At 71.1% G+C, this 14,228-nt stretch carries 15 protein-coding genes; 5 read left to right on the plus strand and 10 right to left on the minus strand.

Annotated features, from left to right (window positions below):
- The first annotated feature begins 140 nt into the window (after nt 1-140).
- Nucleotides 141-686 carry a VanZ family protein gene (locus BG418_RS25100; RefSeq protein WP_188276236.1) on the plus strand — a complete coding sequence of 182 codons (546 nt, stop codon included), beginning with the start codon at nt 141-143 and terminating at the stop codon, nt 684-686.
- 78 nt (nt 687-764) lie between these two features.
- Entirely contained in the window at nt 765-965 is a 201-nt protein-coding gene (locus tag BG418_RS25105; protein ID WP_188276237.1) for a PspC domain-containing protein, read from the plus strand.
- A gap of 25 nt (nt 966-990) precedes the next feature.
- Here the strand turns inward: BG418_RS25105 and BG418_RS25110 are convergent, their stop codons facing one another.
- The 3 genes from BG418_RS25110 to BG418_RS25120 all read right to left on the minus strand — a co-directional run bounded on the left by BG418_RS25110 (nt 991) and on the right by BG418_RS25120 (nt 3,490).
- Nucleotides 991-1,716, minus strand: coding sequence for a hypothetical protein (locus tag BG418_RS25110; RefSeq protein WP_188276238.1), 726 nt, complete (start codon nt 1,714-1,716; stop codon nt 991-993).
- A gap of 146 nt (nt 1,717-1,862) precedes the next feature.
- Entirely contained in the window at nt 1,863-2,201 is a 339-nt protein-coding gene (locus tag BG418_RS25115) for an ATP-binding protein (RefSeq protein ID WP_188276239.1), read from the minus strand.
- 134 nt (nt 2,202-2,335) lie between these two features.
- Nucleotides 2,336-3,490 (minus strand): adenosine deaminase, encoded by a 1,155-nt coding sequence (locus BG418_RS25120; protein ID WP_188276240.1) that lies wholly within the window; start codon nt 3,488-3,490, stop codon nt 2,336-2,338.
- 114 nt (nt 3,491-3,604) lie between these two features.
- On the opposite strand from BG418_RS25120, the gene BG418_RS25125 reads away from it, so the two are divergent.
- Nucleotides 3,605-4,369, plus strand: coding sequence for a S9 family peptidase (locus BG418_RS25125; RefSeq protein ID WP_188276241.1), 765 nt, complete (start codon nt 3,605-3,607; stop codon nt 4,367-4,369).
- A 51-nt stretch (nt 4,370-4,420) separates the two neighbouring features.
- Here BG418_RS25125 and BG418_RS25130 read toward each other — a convergent pair whose 3' ends face one another.
- Nucleotides 4,421-5,401: a LysR family transcriptional regulator gene (locus BG418_RS25130; RefSeq protein ID WP_188276242.1), complete on the minus strand. Its 981-nt coding sequence runs from the start codon at nt 5,399-5,401 to the stop codon at nt 4,421-4,423.
- Nucleotides 5,402-5,437: 36 nt separating this feature from the next.
- On the opposite strand from BG418_RS25130, the gene BG418_RS25135 reads away from it, so the two are divergent.
- Both BG418_RS25135 and BG418_RS25140 read left to right on the plus strand, forming a co-directional pair.
- Nucleotides 5,438-6,727, plus strand: coding sequence for an MFS transporter (locus tag BG418_RS25135; protein ID WP_188276243.1), 1,290 nt, complete (start codon nt 5,438-5,440; stop codon nt 6,725-6,727).
- 83 nt (nt 6,728-6,810) lie between these two features.
- Nucleotides 6,811-7,791 carry a sigma-70 family RNA polymerase sigma factor gene (locus BG418_RS25140; protein WP_188276244.1) on the plus strand — a complete coding sequence of 327 codons (981 nt, stop codon included), beginning with the start codon at nt 6,811-6,813 and terminating at the stop codon, nt 7,789-7,791.
- A 101-nt stretch (nt 7,792-7,892) separates the two neighbouring features.
- Here the strand turns inward: BG418_RS25140 and BG418_RS25145 are convergent, their stop codons facing one another.
- From BG418_RS25145 to BG418_RS25170, 6 genes are all read right to left on the minus strand, one after another.
- Nucleotides 7,893-8,213, minus strand: a complete 321-nt coding sequence (locus BG418_RS25145) for an STAS domain-containing protein (protein WP_188276245.1) — start codon at nt 8,211-8,213, stop codon at nt 7,893-7,895.
- Between the two features lie 93 nt (nt 8,214-8,306).
- On the minus strand, nt 8,307-9,584 hold the full coding sequence (locus BG418_RS25150) for a thymidine phosphorylase (RefSeq protein ID WP_188276246.1): 1,278 nt from the start codon (nt 9,582-9,584) through the stop codon (nt 8,307-8,309).
- A 117-nt stretch (nt 9,585-9,701) separates the two neighbouring features.
- Nucleotides 9,702-10,112 (minus strand): cytidine deaminase, encoded by a 411-nt coding sequence (locus BG418_RS25155; protein WP_188276247.1) that lies wholly within the window; start codon nt 10,110-10,112, stop codon nt 9,702-9,704.
- Nucleotides 10,109-11,395, minus strand: coding sequence for an ABC transporter permease (locus BG418_RS25160; RefSeq protein WP_188276248.1), 1,287 nt, complete (start codon nt 11,393-11,395; stop codon nt 10,109-10,111). The genes BG418_RS25155 and BG418_RS25160 overlap by 4 nt, the downstream gene beginning before the upstream one ends.
- Nucleotides 11,392-12,519 (minus strand): ABC transporter permease, encoded by a 1,128-nt coding sequence (locus tag BG418_RS25165; protein WP_188276249.1) that lies wholly within the window; start codon nt 12,517-12,519, stop codon nt 11,392-11,394. The genes BG418_RS25160 and BG418_RS25165 overlap by 4 nt, the downstream gene beginning before the upstream one ends.
- Nucleotides 12,516-14,096, minus strand: a complete 1,581-nt coding sequence (locus BG418_RS25170; protein ID WP_399000411.1) for an ABC transporter ATP-binding protein — start codon at nt 14,094-14,096, stop codon at nt 12,516-12,518. The genes BG418_RS25165 and BG418_RS25170 overlap by 4 nt, the downstream gene beginning before the upstream one ends.
- Nucleotides 14,097-14,228 lie beyond the last annotated feature (132 nt).

The raw sequence follows: 14,228 nt of genomic DNA on the forward strand, positions 1-14,228 counted from the left end.
CTGTCGGTCCGGGGGCTCCCGTCCCCTCGGCGGGCGCCCAGCGGCCCCCGCACCCCGCTCCAGGGCGCGGAAAGGGGCTCCGGGGACGCCGTCCCCGAGAACGCGGAACCGATCGCGCGATCCGGCGCGTCTTGGGGGGCGTGCAACAGCGTCATGGTCTCGGCGGCAGCGCCGCCCTCGGGTTCCGCGTGGTGGGATGCGCTCTCCTCCTCGCGCATCTGGTGCTCGTGGCGTGGCTCACGCTGCGGCCCCGCGACGTCATGTGGGTGACCGCCCCCAATCTCACCCCGCTCGCCGGGATCAGAGCCGATCTGGCTCTGGGCCCCCTGGAGGCCGCGCGGCAGATCGGCGAGGGGCTGCTGCTGCTCGCGCCCCTCGGCGTACTGCTGCCGCTGGTGGGCGGGCGTCTGGACGTCTCCCCGGTCGCCTCCCTGCTGCGTACGACCGCGTCCGGCGCGCTCGTCTCGCTCGGCATCGCGCTGTTGCAGACCGCGGTGCCGGGCCAGGTCGCCGATGTGGACGCGCTGCTCCTGAACACCGCCGGGGTCGCCTTCGCGCACATCGCCGTGGTGCCGTTCGGGCGCATCGCGCTGCGGCACCGGCAGGAGCGGGCCGTTCCGGTCTCCGTCCCGGTACCGGCTCAGGGTCGGACCCCGACGATTCCCAGGGTCGGAATCGCCCCGTAGTCCGAGGCTTTCGCCCGATTCGGGGCCCAGGATTGAGGCATCGCACCACACCACCTCACTCCTAGAAGGAGCCCCACAATGAACACCCTCGCCCGCCCCCGTGACGGACGGATGATCGGCGGGGTGTGCGCGGCGCTGGCTCGGCGCTTCGGCACCTCGGCGACCACCATGCGCGTGATCTTCCTGCTGTCCTGTCTACTGCCCGGCCCGCAGTTCGTGCTCTACATAGCGCTGTGGATCCTGTTCCCGGCCGAGAAGCGCCCCAGCACCGCGTGGTGAACCCCTAGGGGGCCCGCACGAGCCCTCAGCCCAGTACCTCGCGCACCTTCGCCAGTTGCTTGTCGGCCACATCCTTGGGTACCTCGACCAGCTCCTGCGCCTTGCCCTGCACGGGCGCGCCGAGGTTGATCGTCATGAACCGGACGATGACCGAGCCCTGGCGGACGACGACGATGTGGACCGGCGTCGTGACGTTCACCTGCGTGGACGCCGCGGACCAGCTCACCGACTCGTCGCCGCCGATCCGGTACGGCCGCGCCTTCACCTGTGCGTACGTACTGCTGCTGCCGCCGCCGAGCGCGGCGCTGAAACCGGAGCACCCGGCGACGGCCGTGCGCAGGTCCTTGATCAGGCGCTGCGCGTCGCCTTCCTTGTACGAGCTGAGCGAGGCGGCGACGGCGAGGCCGAGCTCGCGTTGCGAGCCGAGGCCCCGGTTGACGGTCTCGTGCGCCTGCGGGTTGGGCTCGTCGCCCATGATGTCGGCGAGCGGCTGGCAGGCCTTCTTGTCGGCCTGCGGGCGGGTCCGGCCCGTCGCCGTGGAGTCGGCGGAGACCTGGTAGCCGGGGACGTCGCCCTGTTCGAGGGCGGCCATCTGGAGTCTGGTGCGGGTCTTGGCCGAGGACGAGGAGCCGTTCGGCTTGGCGGTGGCGCCCCTGTTGTCCGAACCGCCGCCGGACGAGCCGCCACAGGCGGCGGTGAACAGCAGCGCCGACGCCGTCAGCACGGCAAGTCCAGTCGCCTTCACACGCATCGTCGCAACCCTACTCACCTGTCAATTCCCAGCGTACGAGCGGCGATCCTGACACACACGCGGTGGGGCGCACACCCGGAACCGGATGTGCGCCCCACCACAACGCCTCAACACGCCGCAGAACGGCGCGATTCGGCCATCGGCCGTCAGCCGCCGAGAGGCAGCCCGCCCAGCGCGCCGGTCGGCAGGCCGCCGCCGGCCGGCAGCCCGCCGAGCAGACCGCTCACCGGGTCGGCGCCACTGGTCGGCAGCGTGGACGCGCCCTTGGCCAGGGCGTTCTGACCGGCCGCCAGGGACTGCGGAGCCCCGGGCGTGAGCTTGTTGGTGACGTTTTCGAGGGGCAGCGACTTGGTGAGCCCGGACAGCGCCGGGAGGTCGGGGACTCCGGCCACGGCGGGGGCGGCCGAGGCCGTACCCGCAGCGGCGGCGGCGAAGGCGACACCGACAGCGGCGGCACCGAGAGTCTTGACGGCAGACTGCTTCATCTGGAATTCATCCTAGGGAAGGGGATGTGAGCGGCTCTGCAAGCTAGTCACGCCGCCGCACGGCCCGCAAACCCGCGAATATGACAGAAACGGCCGGGAAAGGTGATTCCCGGCCGCTTCTGCGTTTTACCTGATCAGCCCATGGATGCGGAGGATCCGCTGGTCGCAGAGGTCTGCTGGAACAGCCATTCGGATTTCAATTCCGCGTAACCGGGCTTGATCACGTCATTGATCATGGCGAGGCGTTCGTCGAAAGGAATGAACGCTGATTTCATCGCATTGACAGTGAACCACTGCATGTCGTCGAGCGAATAACCGAACGCGTCGGTCAGGTGCTCGAATTCCTGGGTCATGCTGGTGCCGCTCATCAGCCGGTTGTCGGTGTTGACGGTCAGCCGGAAGTGCAGCTTGCGCAGCAGTCCGATGGGGTGCTCGGCGTACGAGGAGGCGGCGCCGGTCTGGAGGTTGGAGGTCGGGCACATCTCCAGCGGGACGCGCTTGTCCCGTACGTACGCCGCGAGCCGCCCCAGCTTCACCGAGCCGTCCTCGGCGACCTCGATGTCGTCGATGATGCGCACACCGTGGCCCAGCCGGTCGGCGCCGCACCACTGGAGCGCCTGCCAGATGGACGGCAGGCCGAACGCCTCGCCGGCGTGGATGGTGAAGTGGTTGTTCTCCCGCTTCAGATACTCGAACGCGTCGAGGTGGCGGGTGGGCGGGAAGCCGGCCTCGGCGCCCGCGATGTCGAAGCCGACGACGCCCGAGTCCCGGTAGGAGTTGGCCAGTTCGGCGATCTCCAGGGCGCGGGCGGCATGCCGCATCGCCGTCAGGAGCGCCCCCACGCGGATGCGGTGGCCGTTGGCGCGGGCGCGGCGCTCACCCTCGCGGAAGCCCTCGTTGACGGCCTCCACGACCTCCTGGAGGGTCAGCCCCGCCTCCAGGTGCTGCTCCGGGGCGTAGCGCACCTCGGCGTAGACGACCCCGTCCTGGGCCAGGTCCTCGGCGCACTCGGCGGCGACGCGGAAGAGCGCGTCGCGGGTCTGCATGACGGCGCAGGTGTGCGCGAACGTCTCCAGATACCGCTCCAGGGAACCGGAGTCGGCGGCTTCGCGGAACCAGATGCCGAGCTTGTCGGCCTCGGTCTCCGGGAGACCCGAATACCCGGTCTCTTGGGCGATGTCGATGATGGTTCCCGGACGCAGACCGCCGTCGAGGTGGTCGTGGAGCAGCACCTTCGGGGCACGGCGGATCTGGTCCGGGGTCGGTACGTCGGTGGTCTGGCTCGTCATCTGCGCATGCTAGCCCCTACGCGCGTAGATCGCCGGGAGTCGATCGGTTGCCGATACGTAACAGTGACCGCGCGGACGGGTGGCGTACACCTCGCCTTCTGAGACTGTTCTGCCATGGCTCAGCTTGCGATCCCCCAGCCTGCCGCCAGGCTCGGACGGGCCGTCGGCGCACCCGGCGCCGGCTCGTCGGTCGGCGGTGTGGCGCTGGTGCTGCCCGACGGCGATCCCGTCTCGGCGCGCCGCCCCTCGTCCCTCGCGTACGTCTCGGTGCTGCCGCTGGCCCGCCGACTGGCCCGGGCGGGCCGCGACGACGGCCTGGTGGCGCACCTCGTCCACTACCGGGGCCGGGGCTGGAACGGCGGCGACGCCCGGCTCGCGGCGGACGCCGAGTGGGCGCTGGACGAGGTGGTGCGGCGGTACGGGGACGTGCCGGTGTGCCTGGTCGGGCAGGGCATGGGCGGCCGGGCGGCGCTGCGCGCGGCAGGCCATCCGGCGGTCAACTGCGTTCTCTCCCTTGCCCCTTGGCTGCCCGAGGACGATCTGGCGGCGACGTCGGAGCCGGTGAAGCAGCTGGTCGGGCGGCGGGTGATGATCGTGCACGGCACCAACGACCGGCGCAGCGACCCGGAGTTGTCGTTCCGGCTCGCTGCGCGCGCGAAGAAGACGAACCGCGACACCTGCCGCTTCGAGGTCCACTCCGACGGTCACGCGTTACGCCAGCACCGCTTCGAAGTCCTCAACCTTGCGGTCGACTTCGTCGCGGGCTCCCTCTTCGCCCACCCGTACGCGCGCCCGGTGGCCGACGCGCTGGCCGCGCCACCGCCGCTGGGCCTGCGGATGCCACTGGCGGCGGGGTTCGGGAAGTCACTGCGGGCGTGACAGTCGCTACGCGCGCGTACGGCCGCACAAGCGCCACGCACGTGTACGCCTTCACTCCGGCAGCAACTGCCCCCGGCGGGACAGCAGGAACGCCTTGAAGGCGGCCACCGGCGGGGTGTCCGGGTGGCCGTCCAGCCAGGCCACGCCGATCTCGCGGACCGCGCGCGGCGCCGTCACCGTCAGCTCGACGACGCCCGGGCGGGCCACGGCGGGCGGCGGCAGCAGGGCCACGCCCAGGCCCGCCGCCACGAGCCCGCGCAGAGTCTCCGCCTCCTCCCCCTCGAACGCCACCTTCGGTGTGAACCCCGCCTCGGCGCACAGGTCGTCCGTGATGCGCCGCAGCCCGTAGCCGGGCTCCAGGGTCACGAACGTCTCGTCGGCGGCCTCCGCGAGCCGGACGCGCTTGCGGGCCGCCAGACGGTGGTCGTCGGGGACGACGAGGCGGAGCCGCTGCTCGTCCAGACGCCGGGCCACGAGGTCGGGCGCGTCGGGGACGGGCGAGGTGAGGCAGAGGTCCAGCTCCCCCGCGCGCAGCCGCTCGATCATCGCCTCGCCGTAGTTCTGCACCAGCGTGAAGCGCACCCGGGGATGGTCGACCCGGAAGGCGCGGATGAGGCCGGGGACGGTCTCCGAGCCCATGGTGTGCAGAAAGCCGAAGGCGACCTTGCCGGTGGCGGGGTCCGCGTCGGCCCGTACCGAGTCGGCGGCCCGTTCGACCTCGGCGAGGGCGCGCTCGGCCGAGCCGAGGAAGGTGCGGCCGGCCGGGGTGAGCGAGACGGTGCGGCCCTTGCGGGCGAACAGCGCGACCCCCAGGTCCTCTTCGAGCCGCACCATCGCGCGCGAGAGCGTCGACTGGGGCACCCCGAGCTCGTGCGCCGCGCGCGTGACGTGCTCGTGCCGGGCCACCCCGGCGAAGTACGCGAGGCGGGGTGCGAGCACCGTGACGATGTCTTCTTCGTTACTGTTCAATGACAGACACCCGCCTGAACTGTGCTTATGCGTACGTGGATCGATTATGGCCACTTTTCGCATTGGACGCATAAATGCCGGCGGGCCTACGGTCGAGCCATGCCTCCTGCCAGTACCGGGGCACCCACCACCGTGGGTGCCTCCACCGCGCCGTCCCCTGTTGCGCCCTCCCCCGTTCAGCTCGCCCCGGGCGCGCCCGGCTACCGCCGGATGAGCTTCGCGCTCTTCGCCGCCGGGGTCGCGACCTTCGCCCTCCTCTACTCCACCCAGGCCCTGCTCCCGCTGATCTCCGGCGACTTGGGGGTGTCCGCCTCGGCGGCGAGCTGGACCGTGTCGGCGGCGACCGGCGCGCTGGCCCTGTGTGTGCTGCCGCTGAGCGCGCTGTCCGAGCGGTTCGGGCGGTCCCGGATGATGACGGTGTCGCTGGTGGTCGCGGTGGCGGTGGGGCTGCTCGTCCCGTTCGCGCCGAACGTGGGCGCTCTGGTGGCGCTGCGCGCGGTCCAGGGCGCGGCCCTCGCGGGACTGCCCGCCTCCGCCATGGCCTACCTCGCGGAGGAGGTGCGGCCCAAGGCGCTGGTCGCGGCGATCGGCCTGTTCGTCGCGGGCAACTCCATCGGCGGCATGAGCGGCCGCATCCTGACCGGCTGGGTGGCCCAGGCGTGGGGCTGGCGCGCGGCGCTGCTCGCGGTGGGCGCGCTCGCCGCCGTCTGCGCGGTGGCCTTCCGGCTGCTGCTCCCCAAGTCCCGTAACTTCACGGCGGTCTCGCTCAACCCGAGCGCGCTGGCGGCGACCGTGCGCGGCCACCTCGCCAACCCGCTGCTTGTCCGCCTGTACGCGATCGGCGCGCTCTTCATGACCGTGTTCGGCGCGGTCTACACGGTGATCGGCTACCGGCTCACCGCCGCGCCCTTCCACCTCCCGCAGGGCGTCGTCGGCTCGATCTTCCTGGTCTATCTGGTCGGTACGGTCTCCTCGGCCGCGGCCGGGAAGCTGGTCGCACGGCTCGGCCGCCGGGGCGCGCTGTACCTGGCCGTCTCGACGACCGCCGCCGGGCTGATGCTGAGCCTGCTCGACTCGCTGGCCGCGATCCTCGCGGGCCTGGTCCTGATCACCGCAGGGTTCTTCGCGGGCCACGCGGTGGCCTCCTCCTCGGTGAGCCGGACCGCCGAACGGGGCCGCGCGCAGGCCTCCGCGCTGTACCAGTCCGCGTACTACCTGGGCAGCAGCGCGGGCGGCACGCTCGGGGCGATCGCCTTCCACGCGGGCGGCTGGCCCGCGACCGTCCTGCTCGGTCTGCTCGCGGTCCTCGGCGTGGTCTCCGTGACGCTGTACGGCAGCCACGCGGCCCGGGTCGAGCGCCGACTCGCCACGCCCCATGTGACCTGCTGAAACGTCCGCCCGAGGCGCGATTGTCAGTGGGCTCCTGTAGCTTCCGAAGGGCTGGAGCACATGGGCGACCTGGGGTGGACGCGATGAGTGATCTGTCAACGGCGACGGACCTGGACGCACGCCTGGAGAGGCACCGGGTCGAGCTGACGGGGTACTGCTACCGGATGCTCGGCTCGGCCTTCGAGGCGGAGGACGCGGTACAGGACACGCTGGTACGGGCGTGGCGGAGTTACGAGAAGTTCGAGGGCCGCTCGTCCCTGCGGTCCTGGCTCTACCGGATCGCCACCAACGTCTGCCTCGACATGCTGAGCGCGAGCGGCAAGCGGGCCCGCCCGATGGACCTCACGGCCCCGCAGACCGCGTCCTCGGCGGTGCTCAACTCACGGCCGGAGGTGACCTGGCTGGAGCCGGTGCCGGACGCGCGCGTGCTGCCGTCGGTCGACGATCCGGCCGAGACGGCGGTCGCGCGCGAGAGCGTCCGGCTCGCCTTCGTCGCCGCGCTCCAGCATCTGCCGCCCCGGCAGCGGGCGGTGCTCATCCTGCGCGAGGTGCTGGCGTGGAAGGCGAGCGAGGTCGCGGAGCTGCTCGGGACGACGGTCGCGTCGGTCAACAGCGCGCTCCAGCGGGCGCGTTCGACCCTTGCGGAGTCGGAGCCGCGCGCCTCGGATGCGGCGGATCCGCTCTCCGAGGCGCAGCAGAGGCTGCTCGCCCGCTATGTGGAGGCGTTCGAGGGGTACGACATGACGGCCCTCACCGCGCTGCTCCATGAGGACGCGACGCTGTCGATGCCGCCGTATGACTTGTGGCTGCGGGGGCATGAGGACATCGTGGCTTGGCATGTCGGGCCCGGCCACGGCTGCCGTGGCTCGCGTCTGGTGCCGACGGTGGCCAATGGGACGCCCGCGTTTGGGCAGTACCGGGCCAGTGGCCCTGGCGGGCGGCATGAGCCCTGGTCGCTCCAAGTCGTGGAGATCTCCGACGGGAAGATAGTCGGGCTCAACGCGTTCTTGGACACAGCCCGTTGGTTTCCGTTGTTCGGGTTGCCGGAGCAGCTGGACGACTAGGGGTGTCGTTTCGGGTGCGGGCCGGTGGGGGCTGGTCGCGCCCACGCGGCGGAGCCGCAAATGTCACAGCCCCGCGCCCCTGTAGGTGACCCCGTACCGCACTAGCGCTCCAGCAATCCCGCCAAGCCCGTCAGGTGCAGCAATGCACGCAACCCCGGGCCGGCGTTCCGTAACGTGATTCCGCCGCCCGCCCTCCTCGCCGTCAGTGCCAGGCGGGCCACCGTCTCCACCGCTGCCAGGTCCGCCCTCAGCAGCGCGCCCACGTCGCAGACCACCGCCACTGCCCCCGCCGCGTACAGCGCCTCCAAATGGGCGCACAGCGGCGGGACATCGGCGAGGAGGACCCGCTCGGGTATCACGAGCACGGGTTCGGGGTCGGTGGGGTGCACAGCAGTCAGACCGGACGTCGGCGGAAAACTCATCGGCCGGACCCGGTGGACGGACCGGATCCGGCCGAGGGCCGGGCCCGGCGGCGGGAGGGCGCGCCGGGCTCGTGGAGGGGTGGTTACGGGGTGTCAGGCGATCCGGTCGAGGACGATCGGGTTCGCGGTGAACGCGGTGCCCGCCGGGGCGATGTCGTACGACTCGCCGAGCGTCTGCAGCGCGTAGTCGAACTTCTCGGGGGTGTCCGTGTGCAGGGTGAGCAGCGGCTGGCCGGCCGTGACCGTGTCGCCGGGCTTGGCGTGCAGCTCGATGCCCGCACCCGCCTGCACCGGGTCCTCCTTGCGGGCCCGGCCCGCACCGAGGCGCCAGGCGGCGACGCCGATGTCGTACGCGTCGAGGCGGGTCAGGACGCCCGAGCTCGGGGCGGTGACGACGTGCTGCTCGCGGGCGACCGGCAGGGTCGCGTCCGGGTCGCCGCCCTGGGCCGCGATCATCCGGCGCCACACGTCCATCGCGGAGCCGTCGGCGAGAGCCTTCTCGGGGTCGGCGTCCTTGATCCCGGCCGCGTCCAGCATCTCGCGGGCCAGTGCCAGGGTGAGGTCGACGACGTCCCTCGGGCCGCCGCCCGCCAGCACCTCGACGGACTCGCGTACTTCCAGGGCGTTGCCCGCCGTGAGGCCGAGCGGGGTGGACATGTCGGTGAGCAGGGCCACCGTCTTGACGCCGCTGTCGGTGCCCAACGCGACCATGGTGGAGGCCAGTTCGCGGGCGTCCTCGATGGTCTTCATGAAGGCGCCGGTGCCGACCTTGACGTCCAGGACCAGCGAGCCGGTGCCCTCGGCGATCTTCTTCGACATGATCGAGGAGGCGATCAGCGGGATCGCCTCGACGGTGCCGGTCACATCGCGCAGCGCGTACAGCTTCTTGTCCGCCGGGGCCAGGCCGTCGCCCGCCGCGCAGATGACCGCGCCGGTGGTGTCCAGGACGTTCAGCATCTCCTCGTTGGAGAGCAGCGCGCGCCAGCCGGGGATGGACTCCAGCTTGTCCAGGGTGCCGCCGGTGTGGCCCAGACCCCGGCCGGAGAGCTGCGGCACGGCCGCGCCGCACGCGGCGACCAGCGGGGCGAGCGGCAGCGTGATCTTGTCGCCGACGCCGCCGGTGGAGTGCTTGTCGGCGGTGGGCCGCGACAGCGCGTCGAAGTTCATCCGCTCGCCGGAGGCGATCATCGCGGCGGTCCAACGGGCGATCTCCGTGCGGTTCATGCCGTTGAGCAGGATCGCCATCGCGAGCGCCGACATCTGCTCGTCGGCCACGACACCGCGCGTGTACGCGTCGATGACCCAGTCGATCTGCTCGGGGCTCAGCTCGCCCCGATCTCGCTTGGTGCGGATGACGGAGATGACGTCCATGGCATTCCTTCCGGCAAGTGCGGTTCGTCCGTACGGTACACGCGACTCTACGCGCATAGAGAGGGGTGACGAGGGCGGCCCCTCCATCGCTGATCAGCAACGAAGGGGCCACCGTGGTCAGTTGAGCGGGCCCGTCCTGAGATGGTCCGGGCCGAAGGCCTGCGGGAGCATCGCGGAGAGCGGCAGGATGCCTTCCGGGGTCTCCACCAGCAGCTCCGGACCGCCGTGCTCGAACAGGAGCTGGCGGCAGCGGCCGCAGGGCACCAGGGCGGCGCCGTGGCCGTCGACGCAGACGAAGTGCGTCAGCCGGCCGCCGCCGCCCAGGCGCAGCGCCGAGACCAGGCCGCACTCGGCGCACAGCGCGAGTCCGTACGAGGCGTTCTCGACGTTGCAGCCGGTGACGGTGCGGCCGTCGTCGACCAGGGCCGCCGCGCCGACCGGGTAGCCCGAGTACGGGGCGTACGCGCGGGACATGGCGTCCCGGGCGGCCTCGCGCAGGGCCTCCCAGTCGACGGCGGGGGCGGTCACTTGCCCTGGCCCTTGCGGTAGCGCATGCCGTCGGCCTTGGGCATCCGCAGGCGCTGCGCGGAGAGCGAGAGCACCAGCAGCGTGACGACGTACGGCGTGGCGCCGACGAAGTCACCCGGGACCGTGTCGGTCATCAGGTACCAGACCAGGATGACCGCGGCGATCACCGCGCTCACGACGGCCTGGACCAGGGCCTTCTTGTACGCCTTCCAGGCCGCCAGGAGGCCGAGCAGGACCACCAGGAGCAGCAGCAGCGCGTGGACGGTCTCGCCGCCGTTGCGCAGCTGGAGCGCGTCGGAGAAGCCGAACAGGCCGGCGCCCATGGCGAGTCCGCCCGGCCGCCAGTTGCCGAAGATCATCGCGGCGAGACCGATGTAGCCGCGCCCGCCCGTCTGGCCCTCCAGGTAGATGTGCGAGGTGACGAGCGAGAGGAACGCGCCGCCGAGCCCGGCCAGACCGCCGGAGACGGCGACCGCCGCGTACTTGTACGAGTAGACGTTGACGCCGAGGGACTCGGCGGCCACCGGGTTCTCGCCGCAGGAGCGCAGCCGCAGACCGAACGCGGTCTTCCACAGCAGCCACCAGGTGCCGACGAAGAGCGCGACCGCGAGGACCGTCACCCACGAGACGTCGGTGACCAGACCGCCGAGGATGCCGGCGAGGTCCGAGACCAGGAACCAGTGGTGCTTCTCGATCGAGTGGAGACCCGACGAGAGACCGGGGATGGTGAAGCTGGGCAGGGCATCGGCGGGCGGCGACTGCTTGGGGTTGCCGCCCTTGGTCGCCGCGTCGCCCTCGTTGAAGAAGAGCTTGGCCATGTACTGCGTGGCGCCGAGCGCCAGCAGGTTGACCGCCACACCGGAGACGATGTGGTCGACGCCGAAGGTGATGGTGGCGACCGCGTGGACGAGACCGCCGAGCACGCCGAAGCCGACACCGGCGAGCAGGCCGAGCCAGGGGCTGGTCTGCCAGCCGACCCAGCCGGCGCCGAACGTACCGAGGATCATCATGCCTTCGAGGCCGATGTTGACCACGCCGGCCCGCTCGGACCACAGGCCCGCCAGGCCCGCGAGGCCGATCGGCACGGCAAGACCCAGGGCGGCGCTGATCTGGCCGGCGGAGGTGAGCTGGTCGGCGCCGGTGATGATGCGTACGGCGGAGACCAGGAGCAGGGCGCCCGCGACGATCAGCAGGATCTGCGCGAGGGAGGCCTTGCGCTTGAGGTTGCCGCGCTTGACCCCGGCCGGAGGCGGGGTCGTGGTCGTGTCGGTCGTGACGCTCATGCCGTCACCTCCTGCTGGTCGGACTTGGCGGCCTGGGCCGCGAGCTCGGCGCCGACGCGCTGCTGCTGGCGCTTCAGGCCGTAGCGGCGGACGACTTCGTAGGCGATGACGACGCACAGGACGATGACGCCCTGGATCACGCCGAGGATCTCCTTGTCGAAGCCGATGAATTCGAGGTGGCTGGTGGTGCGCTCCAGGAAGCCCCACAGGAGCGCGCCGAGCGCGATGCCGACCGGGTGGTTGCGGCCGAGCAGCGCGATCGCGATACCGGTGAAGCCGAGGCCCACCGGGAAGCTGTTGTCGTACTGGTGGCTGTCGTTGAGCAGGGTCGGCAGACCGACCAGACCCGCGACGGCACCCGAGATGATCATGCTGGTGGCGACCATCTTCTTGACGCTGACACCGCTCGCGGCGGCCGCGGACTCGGACTGGCCCACCGCCCGCAGGTCGAAGCCGAAGCGGGTGCGGCCGAGCACGAACCAGTAGGCGACACCCGCGAGGGCGGCCACGAAGATGAAGCCCCACAGCGTGCCGGCGGCGCCGGTGTCGATGCTGAAGAACCACGAGTCCTTCGGCAGCGGCTTGGTGGAGACCAGGGTCCCCGCCGAGTCGAGCTGGCCGAGGCGGTCCGGCTGGAGCAGATACGCGATGACGGCGGTCGCGATCGCGTTCAGCATGATCGTCGAGATGACCTCGCTGACGCCCCGGGTCACCTTGAGGATGCCCGCGACGGCCGCCCACATCGCGCCGACGAGCATCGCCACGATGATCATCAGCGGGATGGCGACGAAGCCCGGCAGGGACATCGCACCGCCGGCGACGGCCGCGAAGAACGCCGCCATACGGTACTGACCGTCCACACCGATGTTGAACAGGTTCATCCGGAAGCCGATGGCCACCGCGATACCCGCCAGGTAGTACGTGGTCGCCTTGTTCAGGATGTAGATCTGGCTGTCACTGGCCGAGCCGTACGACAGCATGTCGTTGAAGGCCGTGAACGGGTTCTTGCCGGTGATCAGGATGACCACGGCCGTCACGGCGAGCGCGGCGACCACCGCGAGCACCGGGGCCGCGATCGCGAGGAGCAGGCGCTCCTTGTCGATCCTGGAGGTGAGCTTCTTCATCGGTCCTCTCCCCCGTCCGTACCGGACTCTTCGCCCTCAACGTGCTCCAGGTGGCCGGAGGCCGCACCCGTCATCGCGGAGCCGAGTTCCTCGGGGGTGATCGTGGCGGGGTCGGCGTCGGCGACCAGGCGGCCGCGGTACATCACCCGCAGGGTGTCGGACAGGCCGATCAGCTCGTCCAGGTCGGCGGAGATCAGCAGCACCGCGAGGCCCTCGCGGCGGGCCTCCCGGATCTGGTCCCAGATCTGCGCCTGCGCGCCGACGTCCACGCCCCGGGTGGGGTGCGCGGCGATCAGCAGCTTGGGGGTGTGGCTCATCTCGCGGCCGACGATCAGCTTCTGCTGGTTGCCGCCGGAGAGCGAGGCCGCGGTGACGTCGATGCCGGGGGTGCGCACGTCGTACTCGCGCACGATCCGCTCGGTGTCGACGCGGGCCGCCCGGTTGTCGAGCAGGCCGCCCTTGGAGTTGGGGCGCTCGGTGACATGGCCGAGGATGCGGTTCTCCCACAGCGGCGCTTCCAGGAGCAGGCCGTGGCGGTGGCGGTCCTCGGGGATGTACCCCACGCCGCTCTCGCGGCGCTTGCGGGTCGGCGCGTGCGAGATGTCGATGTCGTCGAGGGTGATGACACCGCCGTCCGGGTCGCGCATGCCCATGATGGCCTCGACGAGCTCGGCCTGGCCGTTGCCCTCGACACCGGCGATGCCCAGCACCTCGCCCTTGTGGATGGTGAACGAGACGTTGGAGAGCACGTCGCGCACGACCCCGTCGGGGTCGGTCGCGGCCAGCTGGAGCCCGGCCACCTTCAGCATCGCCACATCGGTGACGGTCGACTCGCGGGTCTCCGGGGACGGGAGCTCGCTGCCGACCATCAGCTCGGCGAGCTGCTTGGAGGTGGTGGTCTTCGGGTCGGCCGTGCCCACCGTCGTACCGCGCCGGATGACGGTGATCTCGTCCGCGACCTTCAGGACCTCGCCCAGCTTGTGGGAGATGAAGATGACGGTCAGGCCCTCGGCCTTGAGCTCGCGCAGGTTGTCGAAGAGCGCCTCGACCTCCTGGGGCACCAGGACGGCGGTGGGCTCGTCGAGGATCAGCGTGCGGGCGCCGCGGTAGAGGACCTTGAGGATCTCGACGCGCTGACGGTCGGCGACGCCGAGGTCCTCGACGAGGGCGTCGGGACGCACCCCCAGGCCGTACGCGTCCGAGATCTCCTTGATCTTGTTACGGGCCTTGGCGCCGATGCCGTACAGCTTCTCGCCGCCGAGAACGACGTTCTCCAGGACGGTGAGGTTGTCGGCGAGCATGAAGTGCTGGTGCACCATGCCGATTCCGCGCGCGATGGCGTCGGCGGGGCTGTGGAAGACCGCCTGGTCGCCGTCGATGGTGATGGTTCCCTCGTCGGGCTTCTGCATGCCGTAGAGGATCTTCATCAGGGTCGACTTGCCGGCACCGTTCTCACCGCAGAGGGCGTGGACGGTGCCCTTGGCGACGGTGATGTCGATGTCCTTGTTGGCGACGACGCCGGGGAATCGTTTGGTGATGCCGCGCAGTTCGACGGCGGGAGGGCTGGACGCGTTGATGGCGCACTCTCCTACGAGAAGGAGGGGGGTGGGGGCAGAGGGCGTGGAGACGCTAGCGCGCCAACTCGCGCCTACGCGCGTAGAGTTGACACATCGTTATGGGCTCGGCGGGGAGGGGGCTCACCCTCCCCG

It is taken from the genome of Streptomyces sp. CBMA152 (genome assembly GCF_014596475.1).
Taxonomy (GTDB): Bacteria; Actinomycetota; Actinomycetes; order Streptomycetales; family Streptomycetaceae; genus Streptomyces.